Source organism: Fructobacillus pseudoficulneus (assembly GCF_900108455.1).
GTDB lineage: Bacteria > Bacillota > Bacilli > Lactobacillales > Lactobacillaceae > Fructobacillus > Fructobacillus pseudoficulneus.
Genome location: NZ_FNWS01000007.1, coordinates 45,216 through 69,274 on the forward strand (window position 1 = coordinate 45,216; position 24,059 = coordinate 69,274).

Genomic DNA, 24,059 nt, shown 5'->3' on the forward strand with positions numbered 1-24,059 from the left:
CTATTAAAAATTAACCTTCGTTAAAGATTTGAATATCTTTTGAGTCAGCCTTCAAAGTAACGATTGCCTTCTTCATCTTACGAGTGAATCCAACATAACGTCCTTGACGCTTCTTCTTACCGCGAACATTTGCGGTGTTCAAACGTGCAACTTGTACATCGAAGATTTCTTCGATAGCGCGCTTGATTTCTGGCTTAGTTGCCCGAACGTCAACTTCAAATACGTAACGCTTCATTTCTGTTTGCGCCATTGAAGCTTCGGTAATGATTGGGCGGCGGATAATATCGCGTGCATCCATTAGGCGAGACCTCCTTGGATTTCTTCGATCGCTGCTTGAACAACCACCAGCTTGTCGGCGTTAACAACGTCCAAGACGTTGATACCGTTTGTTGTCATCACTTGAACGTTTGCCAAGTTACGAGCTGACAACAAAGCGTTTTGGTTACCTTCATCAACGATTACCAAAGCCTTTGAATCAACAGCCAAGTTTGCCAAAACTTCCTTGAAGTTCTTTGTCTTAGCTTCATCAAATGCCAAAGCATCTACAACGACCAACTTGTTATCAGCCAACTTTTGTGACAAAGCTGACTTCAAGGCTAATTGATAAGCCTTCTTGTTGATTCGGTATGAGTATGAACGAGGGGTTGGACCGAACACGATTCCACCACCACGCCATTGTGGGGCGCGGATAGAACCTTGACGGGCACGACCAGTTCCCTTTTGCTTCCATGGCTTACGACCACCACCAGAAACAGCGGAACGGTTCTTAACCGCGTGCGTTCCTTGACGCATTGATGCGCGTTGCATCAAAACTGCGTCAGTAATCACAGCATTGTTAGGTTCAACAGCGAAAACTGCTTCGTTTAAGTCCAAATCAGCAGCCTTAGAACCATCTTGCTTTAATACAGCAACTTTTGTCATGATTGATTGTTCTCCTTTCTATAAAGTTTTAAGCTTCTTCAGCCTGAGCATCAGCAGCTGGCTTTGCGCCGGCCATCTTGATTTCAGGGTGCTTAGCATTTGTCTTAACAGTAGACTTGATAGTCAAAAGTGACTTGTTTGCTCCAGGAACGTTCCCCTTCAACAACAACAAGTTGTTTTCAACATCAACGTGAACAATCGCAATGTTTTGCATTGTCCGCTTCTGGTTACCCATACGACCAGGCAAGAGCTTACCCTTGAATACCCGGTTGATGATGGCACCCATTGAACCTGGGCGACGGTGGTAACGAGAACCGTGACTCATAGGACCACGTGATTGACCCAAGCGCTTGATAGCACCTTGGAAACCGTGTCCCTTAGTAATACCGGTAACATCAACATATTCACCGGCTTGGAAAGTGTCAACAGCAATTGCATCCCCAACGCCGTATTCGCCTTCCGCATCACGGACTTCACGAATGTAGCGCTTAGGGGCTGTGTTGGCTTTTGCAACGTGGCCTTGTTCAGGTTTGTTTGACAAAATCTCGCGCTTGTCTTGGTAACCCAACTGCAAAGCGTTGTATCCATCAGTTGCTTGCGTCTTAACTTGCAAAACAACGTTTGGGGTAGCTTCAACAGCAGTCACGGCGATCAATTCACCAGATTCAGTAAAAACCTGAGTCATACCGACTTTACGGCCTAAGATACCTTTAGTCATGACTAATCTCCTTCATTTCATCGCTAAATATTTTTATTCAGCGGGGTGGTACTTAAATTAGAGCTTGATTTCGATTGCAACACCTGCTGGCAATTCAAGCTTACGCAATGCGTCAACTGTCTTGTCAGTAGGGTTCACAATGTCGACCAAACGCTTGTGAGTTCGCATTTCGAACTGTTCACGAGCATCCTTGTACTTGTGGGGTGAACTAAGCACCGTGTACAATGTCCGTTCAGTAGGCAAAGGAATTGGACCGGCGATTTCTGCGCCAGTACGCTTTGCTGTTTCAACAATCTTGTCTGCTGATTGGTCCAAGATACGGTGTTCGTATGCCTTCAAGCGGATACGGATCTTCTTTTGTGCCATTTTCGTGCCTCCTCGTTGATTTTGTAAATCAGCTAACTCCGATCAAAAACCGACAACACCTTGCAGTGTTTTGCGCGCCCATGGCAACGCGGCCGCGCGTGTCGCAACCTTAATCATCATCGCTAAACGTTGATACACCAGTCTTTTTGAGGGGTTTGCATCGGCAACCCCAAAAGGCGTACTTGAATATAATAGCAGAAAAACCCCTGCATAGCAAGGGTTTTTCGGGTTTTTTTGAGATTTTTTCAGAAGAGATTTATCCCAAACAATCTCAATTAAAATGTCTTTTTTCTATTGTTTAATTATAACAAAATTTAAATATTCATTCGACCTGCAACTATTTATACAAATCAAGGTCAAAAATTATCTTGAAATCTTAAATTCCAAAAAGGCATCATTGTAGCGTTGCGTCCATTCCTGGTTAAAGGTCTGATAGACTTGCAACCGGTCAAGGGTTGCCGCTGAAGGATAAAAGGCCGGATCCGACTTTTCATCAGCCGGTAGCAAGGCATAGGCGCCCTTATTTGCTGTAGCATAACCCACGTACTCGGCGTTTTGCTTAGCGTTTTCAGGCTTGTTCAGGAAATTAATCAGTGCATAGGCCGCATCCTTGTGCTTAGCATTTTTAGGAATGACTAAGTTATCAAACCATTCGTTTGAGCCATCCTTTGGTACTAAGTAAGCCAAGTCTGAATTTTGGGCCATGGCCTGAGCGGCTTCGCCGGAGTAGGTCACCCCAAGCGTTGCTTCCCCTTGTGCCATGTAAATCTTTAGCTCATCGGCAACAATGGCTTTCACATTTGGCATCAGCGTATCAAGCTTGCCCTTCGCCGCCGCCAAATCAGCCACGTTTTGATCGTTCACCGACTTTCCTTGAGAAATCAGCGTCATCCCTAAAATGTCTCGGGCCGAGTCAACCAACAAGATTTGCTTCTTAAACTGTGGCGACCAAAGCTTTGACCACGTATCAATCTGGTCGGCACTCACCTTCTTCTTATTGTAAAGAATTCCCAAAGTTCCCCAGAAATATGGAACGGAATACTTATTATTTTTATCAAAAGTTTGGTTTAAGAAGCGCGAATCGATATTATTCATTCCCGTGATCTTACTCTTATCAAGCGGGGATAAGAGCCCCTCTTCCGCCATCTTATCCACCATGTAATCAGAAGGAACCGTCAAATCATAGTTTGTTCCCCCCTGCTTAATCTTGGTGTACATGGCTTCGTTGGAATCAAAGGTCTGGTAATTAACCTTATAACCGGTTTCTTTAGTGAACTTCGTTAGCAAATTCGGATCGATATAATCGCCCCAGTTATAGAAGTTTAAGACTTTCGCCCCCGTCACTTCATCTTTACGCGAATTGTCAAAGGCCGTTTTAATACCGACAAGAGCAGCAACCGCAACTAAGATAGCCAAAATACTTAAAAGAACTTTTTTCATTTGACCTTCTCCCTTAACTCCGGTGCCTTTTGCCGCCGGTTCAGCTGGTTAATAAAGTAATAACCGACCGCAATTAATAGTGAGAATAAGAAAATCAAGGCAGACAAAGCATTAATTTCTAAGGAAACGCCCTGTCGTGCCCGCGAATAGATTTCAACCGCAAGCGTTGAGAAACCGTTCCCGGTGACAAAGAAGGTCACGGCAAAGTCGTCCAACGAATAGGTCAACGCCATAAAGAAGCCAGCAATAATTCCCGGGGTAATCACCGGAATGGTGACTTGTCCCAAAACCTGAGTTGGCCGAGCGCCCAAATCTTGCGCAGCCAAGATCAAGTCCGGATTCATCTCCTGCAACCGTGGCAAAACCATCAAGACCACAATTGGAATTGAAAAGGCCACGTGCGCCAGCAAGACCGTCACGAACCCCAAAGATAATTTGAGGGTGGTAAATAAAATCAAAAATGCCGCCCCAATAATGACATCCGGTGAAACTAACAGCACGTTATTCAAAGAGAGCAAAGCGCCCTTGACTGCGCGCCGGTGAACTCGAAAGATAGCCAAGGCGCCCAAGGTGCCAATAATTGTTGCCAACAGTGATGATAGCAACGCCACAATCCCCGTTTGGAAAACAATATCAATCAATCGGGTATCTTCCCAGAGCTCATTGTAGTGTTTGAATGAAAAACCAGCAAAGCCTTGCATGGTCGTCCCTGAGTTAAAGGAATAGACCACTAAATAGATAATTGGTAGGTACAAAATAATAAACATCAGTACCAGATAAGGAGTCCGTAATTTTTTCATGACCGGCCCCCTTTCTTCTTATCTTGGGTCAAAAGCATGGTAATCACCATCGCCACAATTAAAATCACACCAATTGTTGAACCAAAGGCCCAATTTTGTGTCACCAAGAAATGTTCCTCGATGGCCGTTCCCAACGTGATGACACGGTTTCCACCAATCAAACGAGTAATCATGAACAATGACAAGCTGGGGATAAAGACGGCTTGGATACCAGCCTTTACCCCGGGCATTGATAGTGGCCAAATAACCTTTTTCAATGTTTGCCAGCTGTTGGCACCTAAATCTTGGCTTGCCGCAGTCAAAAGCGGATCAATTTCATTCAGTGCATTAAAAATTGGCAAAATCATGAATGGCAGTTCCACGTAGGCCGCCACCAAGAGAAAAGACCAGTCCGTAAATAAGAGCTGAATTGGGTGAAAGCCAACTGCAGTCAAAGTTGAATTGACTAGACCACCCTGGCCCAGTAAACCAATAAAGGCATAGGTCTTCAACAACAAATTAATCCAGGTTGGCAAAATGACCATCAAAAGCCAAAATTGCTTATTCTTCAAGGTCGTCAAAAAATAAGCGGTTGGGTAGGCAAAAATCAAAGTGATGACCGTAATCAAAAAGGCGTACCAAATTGAATTAAAGGTCATAGCCAAATAGGAACCGGAGGTGAAAAAGTCCTGGTAATTAGCCAAGGTAAATTGATGGCTTTGATTTTGTAATGACTGAACGAGCAGCAAAAGCAGTGGAGCTACCACAAAAGCAACTAACCAGACACCGTAAATGCCCATGTAAAAGGAGGTAAATCCCTTCTTTTGTTTTTTAAAGGACATTGCCATTAGTCATGCCCTCCACTTCCGTCTTGGTCATCTCGGGCTGCCTGCAACGCCGCTTCGGCCTCTTCTTCATCATAGGACTCTAACCGGGCATCAAAAGCAGCTTCACTTTCGTTATAGCGCATGATGTGGATGTCTTCTGGATCAAAGGTCAGGCCAACGCGGGCCCCAATTGTGGCCGGGTTGGTGGCCTGTACCTGCCAGCTGTTCAAATCATCATCGACGGCAACAATTTCATAATAATCACCACGGAAGGATTGGTCCTTAATGGTTACGACCAACTTACCGTTGTCGATATCCGTCAAATCCAAATCTTCTGGTCGCAAAACGACTTCGACTTGCTCATTGGGCCGCATCCCTGCATCGACATTTTCAAAGTCTTTCCCAACAAAGTGAACCAAATAGTCTTCCTTCATGATGCCGGGGACAATGTTGGTTTCACCGATAAAGTCCGCCACGAAATGGTTAATTGGCTCATCGTAAATGTCTTCAGGCGTCCCGTTTTGCTGAATCAGACCATCGTTCATGACAAAAATCCAGTCAGACATCGCCAACGCTTCTTCCTGATCATGAGTCACAAAGACGAAGGTAATTCCTAATCGCTTTTGAATATTGCGCAGTTCTTGTTGCATATCCTTCCGTAACTTGTAATCCAAGGCCGACAACGGCTCATCAAGCAACAGGACTTCCGGATCATTTGCCAAAGCTCGGGCGATGGCCACTCGCTGTTGTTGTCCACCCGACAGCTCAGTGATTTCTCGTTTTTCAAAACCAGCTAGCTTAACCAGGGCCAACATTTCTTTGACCTTTTCTTTAATTTCGCCTTCTGGCAGCTTCTTGAGCCGTGGCCCGAAGGCAACGTTATCATAGACGTTCATATTTGGGAAAAGTGAATAATTCTGGAAAACGGTGTTCACTCGGCGCTTTTCAGCCGGAACATCGTTAATAACTTTCCCCTCAAAGTAAATTTTTCCCGAATCCGCTTGTAGCTGTCCTGAAATCAACTTCAAAATCGTTGATTTCCCTGAACCAGAAGGACCAAGCAAGGTGTAAAATTTTCCCGCTTCCAGTGCCAGGTCAATTTTCTTCAAGACTTCTGCGTCACCAAATGACAGGGCAACCTGCGAAAATTCAAGGATTGGCGTTTCTTCTACCATAATAGTTCTCCAAGTATCATTTAAAATGCATTTCATTACTTATTTTACAGCATTTATCGCCAAGTTCAGCGCTTTCGATCAATAAAAAACGCAAATTACATTTTTAGTATCTGTTATTGAATAGTTTAATATCGATTTTGGTATCGTTACAACCGTGTCTTGAATTTTTTGTTGCTTTTTCTTGACTGCAATTCATCGACATCCACCATTAATCGCGACAAAAATTGCCAAATGAGCAAGGTCAACCACACAATTCCCATCACCGTCCGTCCCTGCAAACTAATTAAAGTCCAAACAACATACTTCCACTTGGATTTGACCAGGAGTGTCGGCAAAATATAAACAAAAACCAAAAATACGCACACAAAAAAACCAGGCTACTAAGTAACCTGGTTTTCGGCGTTAAAGTAAAGAGCAATTAAGCTTCCTTACCATTTGCCTTAATGATTTCTTCTTGAACGTTCTTAGGAACGGCTTGATAGTGGTCGAAGACCATTTGGAAAGTACCACGTCCTTGCGTAGCTGAACGCAAAGTCGTTGCATAACCGAACATTTCTGACAATGGCACCTGAGCCTTAACAGCCAAAACAGGTCCACGGTTTTCTTGTCCTTCAATCAAACCACGACGTGCAGAAACGTGTCCCATCACATCACCAAGGTTTTCTTCAGGAACAACGATATCAACAGCCATGATTGGTTCCAAAATAACGGCACCGGCAGTCTTTGCAGCTTCCTTCAAAGCCAATGAAGCGGCAATCTTAAAGGCAGCTTCAGAAGAATCGACATCGTGATATGATCCATCATACAACTTGGCCTTCAAGTCAACCAATGGGAAGCCTGCCAAAGGACCAGCATTCAATGCATCCTTCAAACCTGCTTCAACAGAAGGGATGTATTCACGAGGAACAACACCACCGACGATGGCATCTTCGAATTCGAAGCCAGCACCTTCTTCGTTTGGTGAGAATTCAATCCAAACATCACCATACTGTCCCTTACCACCAGACTGACGCTTGAAGAATCCACGAGCTTGAACAGTCTTCGTAAATGCTTCACGGTAAGCAACTTGTGGGGCACCAACAGTGGCTTCAACGTTGAATTCACGCTTCATACGATCAACCATGATGTCCAACTGTAATTCACCCATTCCGGCGATCAAAGTATCACCAGTTTCCTGGTTCGTTGTAGCACGGAATGAAGGATCTTCTTCAGCCAACTTCTGCAAAGCAGTAGCCAACTTGTCTTGATCGGCCTTTGTCTTTGGTTCGATGGCCAATTCGATAACTGGTTCTGGGAATTCCATTGATTCCAAAACCAATGGGTGATCAACAGCAGTCAAAGAGTCACCAGTAGTAGTGTTCTTCAAACCGATCGCAGCAGCGATATCACCTGAGAAGACTTCTTCGATTTCAGTACGTGAAGTGGCGTGCATTTGGAGCAAACGACCAACACGTTCACGAGTATCTGAAGAAGTGTTTTGTACGTATGAACCTGATTGCAAAGTACCAGTATACACACGCATAAATGTCAAACGTCCAACGAATGGATCAGTCATAATCTTGAAGGCCAAAGCCGCGAATGGCTTTGAGTCATCAGCAATCAAATCAACTTCTTCGTCAGTCTTAGGATCAGTTGCCACGTATGGGCGAACTTCTAGAGGACCTGGCAAGTAGTCAACAACGGCATCCAACATCATTTGAACACCCTTATCCTTGTAGGCTGAACCAGCCAAAACAGGATAGAATTCCAAAGCCAACGTTGCACGACGGATAGCTGCCTTCAATTCATCGATAGAAATTTCTTCACCTTCAAGGTACTTTTCCATCAATTCTTCATCAACATCAGCAACCGCTTCGATCAAAGTTTCGCGCTTTGTCTTCACGATGTCTTGGTAGTCAGCTGGGATTTCGCGTGGTTCCCAAGTTGAACCCAAGTCATCAGTTGGGTAGTAAGCCTTTTGTTCGATCAAGTCGATAACGGCTTCGAAGTCATCTTCAGCACCGATTGGCCATTGGATAGCTTCTGCGTTAACTTGCAAACGTTCGTGCATTGAGTTAACTGACATTTCAAAGTCAGCACCCAACTTGTCCATCTTGTTAACAAAGACGATACGAGGAACGTTATAAGTAGTAGCTTGATGCCAAACAGTTTCTGTCTGTGGTTCCACACCGGCAGCACCATCCAACACGGCTACGGCACCATCCAAGACACGCAAGGCACGTTCAACTTCGATAGTGAAGTCCACGTGACCTGGAGTATCGATAATGTTAACACGGAATGGGTTCTTTTCGTATTGGTCAAAGAATCCACGCCAAACCGCAGTAGTAGCGGCTGATTGAATCGTGATTCCACGTTCCTTTTCTTGGTCCATGAAATCCATTTGTGAAGCACCATCGTGTGTTTCACCAATTTTGTGAATCTTACCAGTATAGTACAAGATTCGTTCAGTTGTAGTCGTCTTACCGGCATCGATGTGGGCCATGATTCCGATGTTACGAGTATGATCAAGCGGGTATTCACGCTTTGCCATGATGATCTCCTAATTTTTTATCCTAGTTGCGACAAAAAGCGAGCAAGATTTGTTCGCTTTTTTAAAAATTATGAGCCTATTAGTAGGCCAGTAAGGTTGAGCCAAAACTCAGCCTTACATGAATCCTACCAACGGTAGTGAGCGAAGGCACGGTTGGCTTCAGCCATCTTGTGTGTGTCTTCACGCTTCTTAACAGAAGCACCGTTTTCGTTGGCTGCGTCAATAATTTCCTTAGCCAAACGTTCTTCCATTGTGTGTTCGTTACGCAAACGAGCGTAATTTACCAACCAACGCAAGCCCAAAGTAGTCCGACGGTCTGGACGAACTTCGATTGGCACTTGGTAGTTAGATCCACCAACACGGCGAGCCTTAACTTCCAAAACTGGCATGATGTTTTCCATTGCTTGTTCGAAAACTTCCAATGGTTCGTTACCAGTAGTTTCCTTGATACGGTCAAAGGCTGCATACAAGATAGTTGATGCAGTTCCGCGCTTTCCGTCGACCATCAACTTGTTGATCAAACGTGAAACGAGCTTTGAATTGTAAATTGGGTCAGGCAAAACTTCCTGACGCTTCGTATAACCTTTACGTGGCATGAGTTTTCCTTTCCTGCTTACTTCTTAGGAGCTTTCGTTCCATACTTTGAACGTGAAGTCATACGGCCGTCAACACCGGCAGTATCCAAGGCTCCACGAATAACGTGATAACGCACACCAGGCAAATCCTTAACACGACCACCACGGATCAAAACAACCGAGTGTTCTTGCAAGTTGTGACCAATACCTGGGATGTAAGCAGTAACTTCGTACAAGTTTGACAAACGTACACGAGCGTACTTACGCAAGGCAGAGTTAGGCTTCTTAGGTGTCAAAGTTCCGACACGAGTAGCAACTCCACGCTTTTGTGGGGCAACATTGTTTGTTGCTTTCTTCTTCATTGAGTTGTAGCCGAAGTTCAAGGCTGGTGACTTTGACTTAGTCGCTTGAGACTTACGTGACTTACGAACCAATTGGTTAATTGTAGGCATCCTACTATTCTCCTTAGTTTCTTTGTTTCACAGTTCCAGGTGTGTCATTTTTGTCAATAAACAAAAGTGCTCCTGGAAGCCCTGCTTAGACTTGCCTTTACACAGGCCTTTTGCGGGTTTTGACCGCACAAAAGGACAAATGACTTAAAAGCACGTTGAATATAATAACAGGTTTAGGGTTAAAGTCAAGGGCTTTTTTAAGATTTTTTTCTATGAAAAAACGAGTCTGACGGGCTTTTTCGTCTAATCAGTTATGAATACTATTTTACTATATTTTATCAACCTAATCCTGACTTCTTTGCTAATTTGCTTAGCGGACCGATCTGCTCTTAACCGGCCGCTTTGGACTAGCAGGTCGTATTGTTTTCATTGCCAACAGCAACTACGCTGGTTTGAATTAATTCCTATTTTCTCCGTTTTATTTCTGCACGGCAGATGCCGATCTTGCCAAACGTCTTATGCAAATCCTTTTCGTCTCGCTTTCTTTGAAGCAGCCGTGCCGGCTTTCGCAACCTACCTGACCACGATTGGATTATGGGGTGCGACCATCACTTTTTACCTGTTATTCTTTTTAGCGAGTGAGGACGTCTTGACTCAAACTTGTTCAAGTTGGTTGGCTTGGGTCTTTTTAACTGGAATATTTTATGGGCATGGTCTGCATAACAGATGGTGGCTATCATTGGCTCTTTTGGTGCTTTGCTTCTGCCTGATTGCATTGAAACTACTTGGCAGTGGTGACGTCCCCGTCTTACTTTTACTACTAAATACCCTTTCACCCGGACAATTTGCCACTAGTCTTTTGTTAGCCAGTTTAGCCGCCTTAATTTGGCTACTTCTTTCGCACCAACGAAAGCTCCCCTTCATTCCGTTTTTATGGTTTAGTTGGACCTGTGTTCAATTTTGGCCATAAAAATAGTAAAAAAGACCAATAGCTGCTATTAAAACAAGTATTGATCTTCTTCTATTAAAATTGAGATCCTACTGATGTAGATTACTTCTGCTTTTTTTGCTTACGAGTATAAGTCAAGAGCAAAGAAGTTAATGCCAAACCAGCAATTGAAAAGACAAAATTTTTGGCTAACTGGGTATCACGATTCTCTTGACCAGTTTCGGGTAATCCGTTAGTTTGCGGATTTTTTCTAACTTTAACTGTTGTGAAGGAACCGGATTGTTTGCAGTATTTGCGCCTAAAACAGACTTGTCAGATATGTTTGGTACCGATGGTGTAATTGGTGTGTTTGGTGTAATTGGTGTGTTTGGTGTAATTGAAGTGTTCTTCCTGTAGATTACAGTTTCATTGATGTCACTTGAATCACTATTAACTGTTTGTTCTTTAACTTCTGATTGATCAGCCGTGTAGCCATTAATTTCAGGGCTCTGAACCGCCGCAAAAGTTTGATCAGCGCTCCAGACACCATAAGTCTTTTTATCTGTGACTGAATCAGTTGTTACGGAACGGTTGAAAGTAACAGCCTTTGTATAAGTATCAGCGGCTTGTTTACCATCCTCGTACTGATAGTGAATAGTTTCGTTAACGGTCTTACTTTCTTGTGTTACAACTGGCACTGGATAAGTGTTCCATTCCCATACACCAGCATGAGAAGTGCCATCCATTAACTGAGCGGCTGTCTTAACATCACCATTATTCTCATTACGCCAATTAGCGTAGGTAACTGTCTTGGAGTCTATTGTTCGTAAATCGCCAACTGAAGGATTAGAAAGTCCAGTATCTTGGTTAAGAATGGTGTTGTCACCGAGAATAATTTTGCTTGTTCCATCAACGTTTTTTTGGTCTGGATATTTATTATGGAGACTTGACAACATATTAGTTGTTTTCTTGCCACGAGTATCAAAATTAGTTAAGTCCAACTCATTGTTGCCGTCTGTCAAATTAAACATCCATTCAAATGTTTCAGCAGACTTAGTATTAAAACCAGAAACGTCAATTCCTGACAAATTAAGGTCCCCATTAAACATATAAGAAAAGTCCTTAACAGAGCCTGTTTGCAATTGATTAAGTCCTTTTATTTGAACTAAATTACTTGATCCACAAAACAGGTAACCCATATCCGTTACATTTCCTGTTGTTTGAGCAAAGTTACCGGAAATATCAAGAACTTTATCTGTTCCTGCAGTAACACCACCATATTCCCAAAACATTTTGTTCATGTTTGTTACACTTGAGACGTTCCATTTTGCTAATGATAAATTATTTAAGCTATGAGTGTGTAAGAACATTGAAGACATATCATGAACATTTTGAACATTCCAATTTTCAATTCCTTTGATTGTAGTTAATGAAATATTTTTATAAAAGAAGCCCTGCATATTCGTTACCTTACTGGTATCAAATGTGCTTAAATCAGCTGTAACAAGATTAGTATCATTTGTGAAAAAGTTATCCATCAATGTTGTCTGAGTTGTATCAAATTTCGCACCACTATCAATACTAAAATTTGTAAGGCTTGTTAAATTAGCAAAAAGTCCAGTTGCAACTGTAGGAGCAACAACATTTCCAGCAATGTGAATTTCTTTAATGTCTGCAGCATTGAACTGGTTATTGTTTTCCCATGGTTTAGCATCTGCTGTGATGGTTCCATCTTTTACAGTAAGAACCCCTGTAGATTTACTAAAAGTAAAGGTAGCTGTTCCCCAAGTCCCGGTTACCTCACTAGTAGGAACGGCCGTAGTTGGTTGATTATCTCCTACTGTCGTTGTGTCACTTGCATTTGCCTGGTAACCAGCCACTAACAAGGCGACTGATGTTGCACACGTTATTACAAACTTTTTAGATTTGTATAATTTATAGTTTACTTTGTTCTCCATGATTAATTTTACCTCCGTGAAATCATTTAGATATAAATGTATTATAACGCAATGCAACGGAAATACAATGAATTTTTTTATATTTTCTTATATTTTTTATATAATTGAACCTAATTGATTTTTTAAATTAATTTTTTAGGCTTAATTATTGTCATTTTTAAAAAAAATAACCTTTTATATTCTTCTTTTAATGACATAAAAATGTTTTTTGATCTATTATTCGTTATTTGCTCAATGAATTTTTATGGGTTTATATCTTGAAATATAGTTTTAATATTCTCTATTTTTAAATTAAATTCGGAATTATATTCTAACTTATGGTAATTTACTAGTTTTAATTACTTTTTTAAAAAATAGTTTCTTTATATTACTTTATTTGATAATATTGTTATTAAATTAATTTTTTATTACTTAAAGGAGTGATACTAATCGTGTTTACAAGTTCGAAAAAACTCTTGAAATTAACAATTTTATTTTTAGCTCTCGATTTATTATTAGAAAAAGTAGTAGCTTTTCATTTTGTTAATTGGCTTCATGAGCAATTGTCTTTGAACCAATTACAAAGTAATTTTATCTTTAAATTAATAGAATTACTAATCGTGCTCGGCTTAAACGTTTTGATTACAAAACAACGTTTTTATTTAAGGCAATCCTTTTCTTGGTGGGGATCCTTGTATTGGATTTTTATTTTGTTGATTTTGTTACCATTTTTAGTATCTTCTAATATAGGTGAAGCTATTGCAACAGGTATGATGGGTGGATTTTCAGAAGAATTTTTAGCTAGAGGTGTTTTTTTAGGATTTTTCTTAACGTATTTTTTGCAAAGCAACTATAGTGAATCTAAATTGATGAAAGCCGTTTTATATTCTAATCTCATTTTTGCTTTAATGCATTTTACAAATCTAACGCATGAACTATTCAGTTATGTTTTGTTACAATCAGTATTAGCTTTTTTTAGTGGCCTAGCTTTATCGGCAATTTATATACAAACTGGCTCTATGTGGCCAGCCATTGCTTTGCATTTTACCAGTGATTTTATTTTAACCGCTAATGGTACCGGCAAATTTATTCTTTGGGCACAAGCCGGATTCTCCTATTTTCAAATTTTATTTGTTGTTATTACTTTCTTTTACTGGCGAAAACATGAACCATTATTAAGTCGCCTTATTAGAAAAAATGTTTTAAAAACTGATTATCAGGAGTAGGCACATAATTAATAGATAAAAAGAATAATATTATTCTTTTAAAAGTCTTCTCAATTTTCATTGATATAAATTCAAAAATTTGGGTAAATTGTGAGTTTTTACTATATCCAAATTATAAAATGCGCTTCCTTTATTTAGGGCGGCGCCATAAGAGGTCTTTTAGCACATTATGAAAAAAGGACTTATGAAGTTTACTCCATAAGTCTTTTTTTGTCGTTCGCAAGTATGCACAATTACTTTTATGAAACGATGCGATTAATTCTAAAATTCAGATCGTGGTTGTTTTTTCGTATTTAACATATTTGCTTTGAAAAAGTTACAGGTCAAGCTCTTAGTTCGTCTTATAACATTAAATGAACTTCTGAAAGAACGTCATTTAATTTATCTAAATTGTTTTTTTTAGCAGAAACAAATTCATCGAGAACTCTCTTTGAACGAATCATCTGCATGAAAAATTCTGCCAAATAAATCAAGTGATGTCGTTTGCCCCGCAAGCTATTTTTAGCTTGGCAAATAAAAAGCGCCCTTGATGATATGAACCACAAACTTAGAACATGTCATTGAGCGGCCTTTAGGAGTGACACCCCGAAACCAGTCCAGAAAAAAATTTAAACGGAATGACAAGGTTGTGAGGGGCTTTATCAACGGTAGTAAGAGCCTCTATCCCTTAATGAACATGGCCAAAACAATTAAAAGTCTTTGATAGGCTCGCGTCTTCTGGCAGAAAAAAAGAGCCAGAAAAATTCTGACTCTTTCATTGTGATTTACTTAGCCGTTTCTACTTCCGGTGTTTTGATTTTAAGTTTAATTTCACCCTGCTGAGCGCCAATCGTCACGCCCGTATCGGTTGTGATTTGTCCATCCAAGAGTGCCTCTGACAGCTTATCCTCAATTTCTGTTTGGATAACCCGGCGGACTGGCCGTGCACCGTATTCACGGTCGTAACCAATATCCGCAATGGCATCAATGGCTGCACTGGTGATTTTGACCTTGATGCCCTGCTCGGCCACGCGCTGCAACAGTGACTTGGTCATCAAGCGCACAATTTGCCGGACTTCATCATGACTCAAGGCGTCAAAGACCAAGACTTCATCAATCCGGTTGATAAATTCTGGCCGGAATGTTTGCTTCACCGTTGCCCGAATAGCGTTTTCCACTGCTCGGTCATCGTTTTGCAAATCCGTCGAGCCAAAGCCAAGCGTTTTTTCGTCTCGCAACTTCGTGGCCCCCAGGTTTGACGTCATGATAATTACTGTATTCCGGAAGTTAACCTTTCGGCCCTTAGAATCGGTCAAGAATCCGTCATCAAAGACCTGCAGCATCAAATTAAAGATGTCTGGGTGGGCCTTTTCCACCTCATCAAGCAAAATAATTGAGTATGGGTGATTGCGGACTTGTTCAGTTAGTTGCCCACCCTGGTCATAACCAACATAGCCAGGGGCAGAACCAATCAAGCGTGAAGCGGAATATTGTTCTTGGTACTCGGACATATCCACGCGAATCATATTGTCTGCTGAACCAAACATGATTTCAGACAAGGCCTTGGCCAATTCAGTTTTTCCAACTCCAGTTGGGCCCAAGAACAAGAACGTTCCAATTGGCCGCTTTGGGTCCGCCAAACCTGACCGTGACCGGCGAATTGCGCGAGCAACAGCGGAAACAGCCTTTTTCTGACCGATAACCCGCTTACCCAACTCGCTTTCAAGGTTGACCAAGTAATTCGACTCGGCCTTTTCAACCTGGGTCAATGGTACACCTGTTTGCTGTGAAATCACTTGCGCAATATTAGCTGGCGTTACTTTCAAACCAAATGATTGGTCCTTCTTTTGCTGCTTTTCCTTGCGCAAAACAGCTCGGTCAATCTTTTTGCGTAGCTTCATTTCGATCAAACGTAAATCGGCCGCCTTTTCAAAGTCCATTGCCGCAATCGCTTGGTCCTTTTCCTTTTGGACCTTGACCAATTCAACTCGGTCCTTGTGCAACGGCGTTGCCCGATCGACATCATCAATGCGAACTTTGGCCGCCGCCTCATCCATCAAGTCGATTGCCTTATCCGGCAAGAACCGGCCGGTGATGTAACGAGATGACAAATTAACGGCCGCCTCGATGGCTTCGGGTTCGATATCCACTTCGTGGAACTTTTCAAACTTACCCTTAATACCATTCAAAATCGTAATGGCTTCTTCAGTCGAAGGCTCATTGATCGTTACCTGAGCAAAACGCCGCTCCAAAGCAGCATCGGACTCAATGTATTGCTGGTATTCGTCAAATGTAGTGGCCCCAAGCATTTGCAAGTCGCCACGGGCCAAGGCTGGCTTCAAAATATTGGCCGCATCGATTGCCCCTTCGGCACCACCGGCACCGACCAAGGTATGCAATTCATCGACAAACAAGATGACCTGTCCGTCAGCTTCAATTTCTTCGATAACTTGCTTCAGCCGGCTTTCAAATTCACCACGGTACTTAGTGCCCGCGACCAAAGAACCCATGTCCAAGGCCATCAGCCGCTTTTTCTTCAATGAATCCGGCACTTGCCCTTGCACGATTCGTTGGGCTAACCCTTCGGCAATCGCGGTCTTTCCTACCCCGGGTTCACCAACCAAGACCGGGTTGTTCTTGGTCCGGCGAGACAAAATTTGGACAACACGACGAACTTCTGTATCACGGCCAATGACGGGATCCAGATTCCCCTCTTTGGCAGTCGCCGTCATATCGCGGGCCAACTTATCAAGAGTGGGAGTTCCCATTTCCTTGGCCTTTTGCTGCTTCATTTGCTTGCGCAAATCCGTCACACCAAGGCGCCGCAAAATTGCCTTGTTCAGGTCTTTTAGGTTGACATCTAAGCCAATCAAAATACGTGAGGATAAAATACTTTGGTCTTGCAGGAGCGAAAGCAAAATGTGTTCCGTACCGACCTCATTTTGGCCCATCAAGGCCGCCTGCTCACCAGCCCACTTCAAAACGGCCGCAGCCTTTGGTGAGTATGGCAAATAGGTATCCTGGTCAATCTCTTGTTCGAGACCGTATCCCGTAAAATGTTCAATTTCTTCTTTAATTTTTTCACTGTTGACGTTAAATTCCGCCAAAACTTTGGCTGCCACGCCGGCCTGTTCCAATGACAGTGATAGTAAGAGATGTTCTGTTCCAACGGCACGATGACGGAAGTACTTGGCCTGATCTTGGGCCAGCTTCAAGACATTGCGTGCTGCATTTGTATACTTGTTTTCCATTTTCCCTCCTTATTGGTCTTCCTGGAAAATAAAAAATGATATTGGTCTATATTATAACGCAGTTATTTATTTTCTTAAACTTTACAAAAATAATAAAAAGAAAACCAAGAATCCTCGGTTTTCTTTTTCATTTTAATCAGGATTTTTTAAACTTAGTTGCCACTGCAAATAAGCGTTGATTAATGGGTCTAAGTCACCATCCAGAACTTCTTGTGGTTGGTTACTTTCGTAATTGGTGCGATGGTCTTTTACCATTTGGTAAGGATGCAAAACGTATGAGCGAATCTGTGATCCCCAACCGTTTTCCATCTTTTCACCAGACAAGGCTGCCCGTTCGGCTTCCTTTTTCTCCAGCTCTAATTGATACAACTTACCCTTCAATAAGCGCATCGCATAGTCACGGTTACCGTACTGAGTTCGCTCAACCGTAGATGAAACCACGATTCCTGTCGGTTCGTGAGTCAAGCGGACCCCGGTTGAGACCTTGTTGACGTTCTGTCCACCAGCTCCACCTGAGCGGAAGACATCCATCTTAATATCGTCATCGCGAACTTCAACTTCGATACTATCATCTAGTTCAGGCATCACATCAACCGAAACGAAGGAAGTGTGACGACGACCGGCAGAATCGAATGGTGAAATTCGGACAAAGCGGTGAACACCCTTTTCAGACCGCAAGAAGCCGTAGGCATTGTGGCCCGAAATCTTTAAGGTTGCCGAATCAATTCCGGCTTCGTCACCAGCATGGTAATCCAAGACATCGACCTTGAAGTCATGAGCCTGGGCCCAACGCGTGTACATCCGGTAAAGGTTGGCTCCCCAATCAGTCGACTCCGTCCCACCAGAACCAGGATGGATTTCCAAAATGGCGTTGCTAGCATCGTATTCCCCAGTCAACAATTGTTCCAGGTTATAGGCTTCAACGTCTTTTTGTGTCTTTTCAACTAAGTCCGTTAATTCAGCTTGGCTATCTTCATCATCAGGATCTTCCCCAAGCATTTCAAGCAAAACTTCAATTTCATCGGCCTGTTCAGCCAAATTCAAAAAAGAATCCCGCCGCTTTTTCAAGACATTTGTTTGTTCAATGACCCCTTGCGCCTTCTCTTGGTCATCCCAAAAGCCGGGTTCAGTCATTTGGTATTCATAATCAGCAATTTCCTCGGTCAACGCATCCAAATCAAGCGTTTTTGAAAAACGGTCGATGTCTTCTCGGATTGTTGCCAAGGCTTGTTTGGCTGCCACTACTTCCATGGCGGATCCTCCCACATAAGAAAAGCGAACTTGGCGTCCGCTTTTAGTTTACGCTGTTAAATTCGTACGAATTTCGGCCTTCATGAAAGTCCGAGTAGCATCGTATTCAATATCAGCAATCATTCGGTTAAAGTTAGCAAAGGCTTCGTTTTGATACTCCACCAATGGGTTTAATTGGCCATAACCACGTAGCCCGACTCCTTGACGCAAACGGTCCAAGGCATCGATGTGGTCTGTCCAGTGTTGGTCAACAGTCCGCAAGACAACGATTCGTTCAAAAGCTAATAGCTGATCAGCTTCGGCCAAATCCTTACGCTTGTCTGCCAAGTTATCCAAGGCCAATTGGTACAACCGGTCCTTGATTCCTTGACGGTCCAAGTTTTGCAAACGAACAGCACCGTGTTCCTTTGAAGTTAATGACGTTTCAACGAATGCTGCAAGAGCATCCAAATCCCATTCCTTCTGGTCCTTACCAGGTGTTTGGGCATCAACCACACGGTCGATTGTCCGCTTAACCATTGGCAACAACACTTGGTCCAATGACTTAGTTTCATCCAACACTTGGTCACGTTCACGGTAAATCAATTCACGTTGTTCACGGACAACATCATCATACTGCAAGACATTCTTACGAGTATCGTAGTTGTTTCCTTCGACACGCTTTTGGGCAGATTCAACAGAACGAGTAATCCAACGGTGAGTAATGACCGTGTCTTCATCGTCCATGTTCATCCGTTGCAACATGGTCCGGACACGTTCCGCACCAAAGCGAATCATCAAATCATCTTGCAATGACAAGAAGAATTGTGAAGAACCGTGGTCTCCTTGACGACCAGCACGTCCACGCAACTGGTTATCAATCCGTCGTGATTCATGACGTTCTGTCGCAATCACTGCCAGGCCACCCAATTCATCAATCCCAGGGCCCAACTTAATATCAGTTCCACGACCAGCCATGTTCGTAGCTACCGTAACGGCACCACGCTGTCCAGCGTTAGCAATGATTTCGGCTTCTTTTTCGTTGTTCTTGGCGTTCAAGACATTATGTGGAATCTTGTGCGCCGTCAACAACTTAGCCACTAATTCAGATGATTCAACCGAACCAGTTCCCAATAGAACAGGTTGTCCCTTGGCATGCAATTCAGCAACCCGCTTAATCACGGCATTAAACTTAGTTTGCAAAGATGGGTAAAGCAAATCAGGCAAGTCTTGACGTTGGATTGGGCGGTTGGTAGGAATTTCAACCACTTCCATGTTATAGATTTCGCGCAATTCTTCTTCTTCAGTCTTGGCAGTACCCGTCATTCCAGACAACTTCTTGTACATCCGGAACAAGTTCTGATAAGTAATCTGCGCCATTGACTTGTTTTCTTCACGAACCTCGACGCCTTCCTTGGCTTCAATGGCTTGATGCAAACCATCAGACAAACGAGTTCCTTCAGAAATACGACCAGTTGATTGATCAATCAACTTCACTTCACCATCTTGAACAACATAATCCTTATCGTTCAAGTAGTTAAAGTTGGCCCGCAAGGCCTGGTCGATGTGGTGAGTCAAAGCTGTGTTTTCAGAGTCATACAAGTTTTCCAAGTTAAAGAATACTTCAGCATTCTTAATTCCTTGGTCAGTCAATGAAGTGTTCTTACTTTCTTCATCAACCTTATAGTCTTCATCACGAGTCAATGTCTTCACGAAGCGGTCAACTTGTTGGTACAAAGGTGAAATTCCTGAACCAGGACCAGAAATAATCAATGGTGTTCGGGCCGTATCAATCAAAATTGAGTCCGCTTCATCGATTAGGGCGTAGTTCAAACCACGCTGCATTACTCGGTCTTCTGCCCGAGTAACCATGTTATCACGCAAGTAATCAAAACCAATATTGAAGTTGGTTGAGTAAGTGATATCAGCGTCGTAGGCGGCACGCTTGTCTTCGGGTGAATCATCACCAACATTGACACCAACCGTCAAACCAAGCCAGTTGTACAATTGACCCATTTGTTCCGCATCACGCTTTGACAAATAGTCGTTAACCGTAACAACGTGAACACCTTGGCCGGCCAAGGCATTCAAATAAACTGCCATCGTTGCCGTCAAAGTTTTACCTTCACCGGTTTTCATTTCGGCCAAGTTACCACCATGCAAGACGACTGCTCCCATGATTTGTACGCGGTAAGGGTACAAGCCCAAAACACGCTTAGCCGCTTCACGGGCAACTGCAAAAGCTTCTGGTAATAACTCATCTAAAACTTTAGCAGTGGCTTTTTGCAAGGCGACAGGATCTTTAATGCCCCCTTGGGCTTTTTGAATTTGAATCTGAAACGCTTGCGTCTTCTTTTGCAAGTCTTCATCACTCAAAGCTGCAGTTGCATCGGCAAAGGCCTCAACTTGGTCAGCAACCTTTTCAATCTTCTTCAATTGGTGCTTTGAATTATCATAAAGTTTACGGATTGGATTAACCATGAGTTTTTAGGTACAGGCCGACGACCCGCACACTCCCTTCATCACGAAATTATCATTAAAAAATTTAGAATACTACTAATAGTATAGCAAAAAAAGCCCACAAATGACAGCCTTCCTGCCATAAGATGCGCTTTTCAAATTGATTAATGATGAGGCGTTGCTTGCAAGGTTTTTTGGCCACCCAAGTAAGGGCGGAGAGCCTCAGGAACCGTGATAGTACCATCTTCATTTTGGTAATTTTCCAAAATGGCGGCAACTGTTCGACCAACGGCCAAGCCAGAACCATTTAGGGTATGAACAAGTTCAAGCTTACCTTCGTCATTGCGGTAAGTAATGTGCATGCGACGAGCTTGGAAGTCCCGTGTATTTGATACAGAAGAAATTTCACGGTACATTCCTTGAGCCGGTAACCAGACTTCCAAGTCATGGGTTTTAGCAGCAGAGAAGCCCATATCGCCAGTTGACAAAGTGATCACGTGATATGGCAAACCTAACTTTTGTAGGATATTTTCAGCGTTAACCGTCATCTTTTCCAATTCCTGGTCTGATTGTTCTGGTTTAGTAAACTTAACCATCTCAACCTTATTGAATTGGTGCAAACGAATCAAACCGCGTGTATCGCGACCAGCAGCCCCCGCTTCCTTTCGGAATGATGGTGACAAAGCAGTGACAGAAATTGGCAAATCTTCAGCCGGAATTGTTTCCCCTGAGTAGTAGTTAGTTAGCGATACTTCTGCTGTTGGAATATAGGTTTGGTTCAACCCTTCCACTCGGTAAGCATCATCTTGGAACTTAGGGTACTGTCCCGTTCCAAACATCGCTGAATCATTGACGACGATTGGCGTAATCATTTCGGTATAGCCTTCTTCGCGGTGCTGATCCAACATAAAGTTATACAAAGCTCGTTCCAAACGTGCACCATCACCAACATAGTACAAGAAACGAGCACCTGAAACCTTAGCGCCACGTTCGAAGTCCAAGATTCCCAAATCTTCACCAATTTCATAGTGTGGCTTCAACCATGCTGGGGCTTCAGTTTTCACAACTGGACGGCCTTGGTAATCGGTTGGTTCCCAAGTCCGAACCTCGACGTTGGCCTCTTCATCGGGGCCAACTGGAACATCGGCTTCAGCCAAGTTTGGCAAATGAGCTGCTTGTTCCTTAACGGAAGCATCCAAAGTTTCGAGCTTTTGATCTAATTCCTTGATTTCTTTAGCAACCGCCTGCATCTCTTGAATAGCAGCCGTCGCATCTTCTTTTTGGCGCTTAGCAAAGGCAATCTTGTCTGATGCTTCATTACGCTTTGCCTTTAATTCTTCAACCGTCGCAATCAAATCGCGCCGTTCTTGGTCAGCTGCCAGCAATTCAGCCAAAACCTCAGCTGCAACGCCACGATCAACTAAACGCTTCGTAGCTTCATCTTGATTTTTACGCAAATACTTTAAATCTAACATCTTTTGTCCTCTCTTTTTGTAAACAAAAAGCGCTTTTTCATCCAACTATCTCTAGTTAGGGACGAAAAAAGCGCAATCCGTGGTACCACCCTAGTTCTGCATACATGCAGCACTCATTAAGTCCGGATAACGGTGGTAAACCGAGTGACATTACTCACTAACGTTACCTTGTGGGAGTTTCAATGACGGCCCTTTTCACCAAACAGGACCTCTCTACTTTCATCTACTTATAACAAGGATTCTTTATGGTTAGTATAACGATTTTCAGGAAAAAAGGCAAGAAAAAAAGAGGTTCACACCTCTTTCATCATGGGCCATCCAGGACTCGAACCTGGGACCTCTGCGTTATCAACACAGCGCTCTAACCAACTGAGCTAATGGCCCATCTCTTCGGCTACTTGCCTAAGCGAATGACGGGAATCGAACCCGCATAGCCAGCTTGGAAGGCTGGAATTCTACCATTGAACTACATTCGCATTTTTGCTGGGGCTGGCCCCCTATGGCGCTGGACGGAATCGAACCGCCGACACATGCAGCTTCAATGCATTGCTCTACCAACTGAGCTACAGAGCCAACTCTTCCTCTTTCTCGAGAAACGGTCACAACGGGATTCGAACCCGTGATCTCCTGCGTGACAGGCAGGCGTCCTAACCAACTAGACCATGCGACCAATTGCGGGAGTAGGATTTGAACCTACGACCTTCGGGTTATGGGCCCGACGAGCTACCGAACTGCTCCATCCCGCGATAATTATTATTGGGGCCATCGCCCGTAAGGAGAATGAGGGATTCGAACCCTCGCGCCGGTTTCCCGACCTGACGGTTTTCAAGACCGTTCCCTTCAGCCAGACTTGGGTAATTCTCCATTATTTGTGTCTCATGGACCATGTTGGACTCGAACCAACGACCGGACGGTTATGAGCCGTCTGCTCTAACCAGCTGAGCTAATGGTCCGCTTCGAGTCGATCGCGGCGGGGGGAATCGAACCCTCGACCTCTCGGGTATGAACCGAACGCTCTAGCCAGCTGAGCTACACCGCGATACTTTTGCTGTTATCCCAGCGATCGGGACGACAGGATTCGAACCTGCGACCCCCTGGTCCCAAACCAGGTGCTCTACCAAGCTGAGCTACGTCCCGCTTTCTTTCTCGGACCTGAGCCCTTTGACCTTTCGGTCCATGCACCTAGCAGGAGTCGAACCTGCAACCTTCTGATTCGTAGTCAGACACTCTATCCAATTGCGCTATAGGTGCATATTAATGCCGGCGACCGGGATCGAACCGGTACGATGTTTCCATCGCAGGATTTTAAGTCCTGTGCGTCTGCCTATTCCGCCACGCCGGCATCCAAGCGAACGACGGGATTCGAACCCGCGACCCCCACCATGGCAAGGTGATGTTCTACCTCTGAACTACGTTCGCATAATCATGCCGACTAAAGGATTCGAACCTTCGACCCCCGCTTTACAAGAGCGGTGCTCTACCAGCTGAGCTAAGTCGGCTGGATTGCCTGACGCGGCGTGCTTGGCTTTTCTCGCCAATGGACGATACAGGGATCGAACCTGTGACCCCCTGCTTGTAAGGCAGGTGCTCTCCCAGCTGAGCTAATCGTCCATAAACAAAAAAGAAGTTCCCTTCTTTTTCTATGTATCGGCATCGCGTCGTCCTATCCTCGCAGCCAGCGTTCCGGCAACTACTTTCGGCGCTATAGAGCTTAACTTCTGTGTTCGAGATGGGTACAGGTGGTTCCTCTATGCCATCAACACGACACCTTGAGCTTTTACACTCAAAACTAAATAATCGTTACTCTTCTTTTTTCTAAATCAACCTCTTGCTACTCATTGACTCTTTGG

At 43.5% G+C, this 24,059-nt stretch carries 18 protein-coding genes, 14 tRNA genes and 1 rRNA gene; 2 read left to right on the plus strand and 31 right to left on the minus strand.

What is annotated here, in order from left to right; all coding sequences use genetic code 11:
* Positions 1 to 10 precede the first annotated feature (10 nt).
* From rplW to rpsL, 11 genes are all read right to left on the minus strand, one after another.
* Positions 11 to 298: a 50S ribosomal protein L23 gene (gene rplW / locus BLW39_RS06135; RefSeq protein ID WP_047975024.1), complete on the minus strand. Its 288-nt coding sequence runs from the start codon at positions 296 to 298 to the stop codon at positions 11 to 13.
* Positions 298 to 921 carry a 50S ribosomal protein L4 gene (rplD, locus tag BLW39_RS06140; protein ID WP_047975025.1) on the minus strand — a complete coding sequence of 208 codons (624 nt, stop codon included), beginning with the start codon at positions 919 to 921 and terminating at the stop codon, positions 298 to 300. Before rplD ends, rplW begins: the two co-directional genes overlap by 1 nt.
* A 28-nt stretch (positions 922 to 949) precedes the next feature.
* Positions 950 to 1,639, minus strand: a complete 690-nt coding sequence (rplC, locus tag BLW39_RS06145; protein WP_059377821.1) for a 50S ribosomal protein L3 — start codon at positions 1,637 to 1,639, stop codon at positions 950 to 952.
* A 57-nt stretch (positions 1,640 to 1,696) separates the two neighbouring features.
* Entirely contained in the window at positions 1,697 to 2,005 is a 309-nt protein-coding gene (rpsJ, locus tag BLW39_RS06150; RefSeq protein ID WP_047975027.1) for a 30S ribosomal protein S10, read from the minus strand.
* 363 nt (positions 2,006 to 2,368) lie between these two features.
* On the minus strand, positions 2,369 to 3,445 hold the full coding sequence (locus BLW39_RS06155) for an ABC transporter substrate-binding protein (protein ID WP_059377817.1): 1,077 nt from the start codon (positions 3,443 to 3,445) through the stop codon (positions 2,369 to 2,371).
* Positions 3,442 to 4,245: an ABC transporter permease gene (locus tag BLW39_RS06160; RefSeq protein ID WP_059377814.1), complete on the minus strand. Its 804-nt coding sequence runs from the start codon at positions 4,243 to 4,245 to the stop codon at positions 3,442 to 3,444. The genes BLW39_RS06155 and BLW39_RS06160 overlap by 4 nt, the downstream gene beginning before the upstream one ends.
* A complete protein-coding gene (locus BLW39_RS06165) occupies positions 4,242 to 5,066 on the minus strand; it encodes an ABC transporter permease (protein WP_114666320.1) in 825 nt (274 codons plus the stop codon). Before BLW39_RS06165 ends, BLW39_RS06160 begins: the two co-directional genes overlap by 4 nt.
* A 5-nt stretch (positions 5,067 to 5,071) precedes the next feature.
* A complete protein-coding gene (locus BLW39_RS06170; protein WP_082138827.1) occupies positions 5,072 to 6,226 on the minus strand; it encodes an ABC transporter ATP-binding protein in 1,155 nt (384 codons plus the stop codon).
* Between the two features lie 418 nt (positions 6,227 to 6,644).
* On the minus strand, positions 6,645 to 8,756 hold the full coding sequence (gene fusA / locus BLW39_RS06180) for an elongation factor G (protein WP_059377805.1): 2,112 nt from the start codon (positions 8,754 to 8,756) through the stop codon (positions 6,645 to 6,647).
* A gap of 125 nt (positions 8,757 to 8,881) precedes the next feature.
* Positions 8,882 to 9,352 (minus strand): 30S ribosomal protein S7, encoded by a 471-nt coding sequence (gene rpsG / locus BLW39_RS06185; RefSeq protein ID WP_047975033.1) that lies wholly within the window; start codon positions 9,350 to 9,352, stop codon positions 8,882 to 8,884.
* A 17-nt stretch (positions 9,353 to 9,369) separates the two neighbouring features.
* Positions 9,370 to 9,783, minus strand: coding sequence for a 30S ribosomal protein S12 (gene rpsL / locus BLW39_RS06190; protein ID WP_047975034.1), 414 nt, complete (start codon positions 9,781 to 9,783; stop codon positions 9,370 to 9,372).
* 253 nt (positions 9,784 to 10,036) lie between these two features.
* On the opposite strand from rpsL, the gene BLW39_RS07195 reads away from it, so the two are divergent.
* Complete coding sequence (locus BLW39_RS07195; protein WP_074717859.1) at positions 10,037 to 10,693, plus strand: prepilin peptidase; 657 nt, start codon at positions 10,037 to 10,039, stop codon at positions 10,691 to 10,693.
* A 167-nt stretch (positions 10,694 to 10,860) separates the two neighbouring features.
* Here BLW39_RS07195 and BLW39_RS06200 read toward each other — a convergent pair whose 3' ends face one another.
* Positions 10,861 to 12,609, minus strand: a complete 1,749-nt coding sequence (locus BLW39_RS06200; RefSeq protein ID WP_059377803.1) for a mucin-binding protein — start codon at positions 12,607 to 12,609, stop codon at positions 10,861 to 10,863.
* Positions 12,610 to 13,040: 431 nt separating this feature from the next.
* On the opposite strand from BLW39_RS06200, the gene BLW39_RS06205 reads away from it, so the two are divergent.
* On the plus strand, positions 13,041 to 13,814 hold the full coding sequence (locus BLW39_RS06205) for a CPBP family intramembrane glutamic endopeptidase (protein WP_059377800.1): 774 nt from the start codon (positions 13,041 to 13,043) through the stop codon (positions 13,812 to 13,814).
* Positions 13,815 to 14,578: 764 nt separating this feature from the next.
* Here the strand turns inward: BLW39_RS06205 and BLW39_RS06210 are convergent.
* From BLW39_RS06210 to rrf, 19 genes are all read right to left on the minus strand, one after another.
* Positions 14,579 to 17,044 (minus strand): ATP-dependent Clp protease ATP-binding subunit, encoded by a 2,466-nt coding sequence (locus tag BLW39_RS06210; protein ID WP_059377798.1) that lies wholly within the window; start codon positions 17,042 to 17,044, stop codon positions 14,579 to 14,581.
* A gap of 132 nt (positions 17,045 to 17,176) precedes the next feature.
* Positions 17,177 to 18,295, minus strand: coding sequence for a peptide chain release factor 2 (gene prfB, locus BLW39_RS06215; protein ID WP_059377795.1), 1,119 nt, complete (start codon positions 18,293 to 18,295; stop codon positions 17,177 to 17,179).
* 48 nt (positions 18,296 to 18,343) lie between these two features.
* A complete protein-coding gene (gene secA / locus BLW39_RS06220; protein ID WP_059377794.1) occupies positions 18,344 to 20,755 on the minus strand; it encodes a preprotein translocase subunit SecA in 2,412 nt (803 codons plus the stop codon).
* A 143-nt stretch (positions 20,756 to 20,898) separates the two neighbouring features.
* Positions 20,899 to 22,209 (minus strand): serine--tRNA ligase, encoded by a 1,311-nt coding sequence (gene serS / locus BLW39_RS06225; protein WP_059377791.1) that lies wholly within the window; start codon positions 22,207 to 22,209, stop codon positions 20,899 to 20,901.
* Between the two features lie 310 nt (positions 22,210 to 22,519).
* A tRNA-Ile gene (locus tag BLW39_RS06230) sits at positions 22,520 to 22,593 on the minus strand.
* 21 nt (positions 22,594 to 22,614) lie between these two features.
* Positions 22,615 to 22,685, minus strand: a tRNA-Gly gene (locus BLW39_RS06235).
* 24 nt (positions 22,686 to 22,709) lie between these two features.
* Positions 22,710 to 22,782: transfer RNA gene (locus tag BLW39_RS06240), tRNA-Phe, on the minus strand.
* Between the two features lie 23 nt (positions 22,783 to 22,805).
* Positions 22,806 to 22,879: transfer RNA gene (locus BLW39_RS06245), tRNA-Asp, on the minus strand.
* A 2-nt stretch (positions 22,880 to 22,881) separates the two neighbouring features.
* Positions 22,882 to 22,955 (minus strand) — tRNA-Met (locus BLW39_RS06250).
* A gap of 28 nt (positions 22,956 to 22,983) precedes the next feature.
* Positions 22,984 to 23,073 (minus strand) — tRNA-Ser (locus tag BLW39_RS06255).
* Positions 23,074 to 23,088: 15 nt separating this feature from the next.
* A tRNA-Ile gene (locus BLW39_RS06260) sits at positions 23,089 to 23,162 on the minus strand.
* Between the two features lie 12 nt (positions 23,163 to 23,174).
* Positions 23,175 to 23,248: transfer RNA gene (locus BLW39_RS06265), tRNA-Met, on the minus strand.
* A 24-nt stretch (positions 23,249 to 23,272) separates the two neighbouring features.
* Positions 23,273 to 23,346: transfer RNA gene (locus BLW39_RS06270), tRNA-Pro, on the minus strand.
* A 40-nt stretch (positions 23,347 to 23,386) separates the two neighbouring features.
* Positions 23,387 to 23,460, minus strand: a tRNA-Arg gene (locus BLW39_RS06275).
* A gap of 7 nt (positions 23,461 to 23,467) precedes the next feature.
* A tRNA-Leu gene (locus BLW39_RS06280) sits at positions 23,468 to 23,551 on the minus strand.
* A gap of 5 nt (positions 23,552 to 23,556) precedes the next feature.
* Positions 23,557 to 23,628 (minus strand) — tRNA-Gly (locus BLW39_RS06285).
* A 7-nt stretch (positions 23,629 to 23,635) separates the two neighbouring features.
* A tRNA-Thr gene (locus BLW39_RS06290) sits at positions 23,636 to 23,708 on the minus strand.
* Positions 23,709 to 23,747: 39 nt separating this feature from the next.
* Positions 23,748 to 23,820 (minus strand) — tRNA-Val (locus BLW39_RS06295).
* 39 nt (positions 23,821 to 23,859) lie between these two features.
* Positions 23,860 to 23,976: ribosomal RNA gene (gene rrf, locus BLW39_RS06300) — 5S ribosomal RNA — on the minus strand.
* Positions 23,977 to 24,059 lie beyond the last annotated feature (83 nt).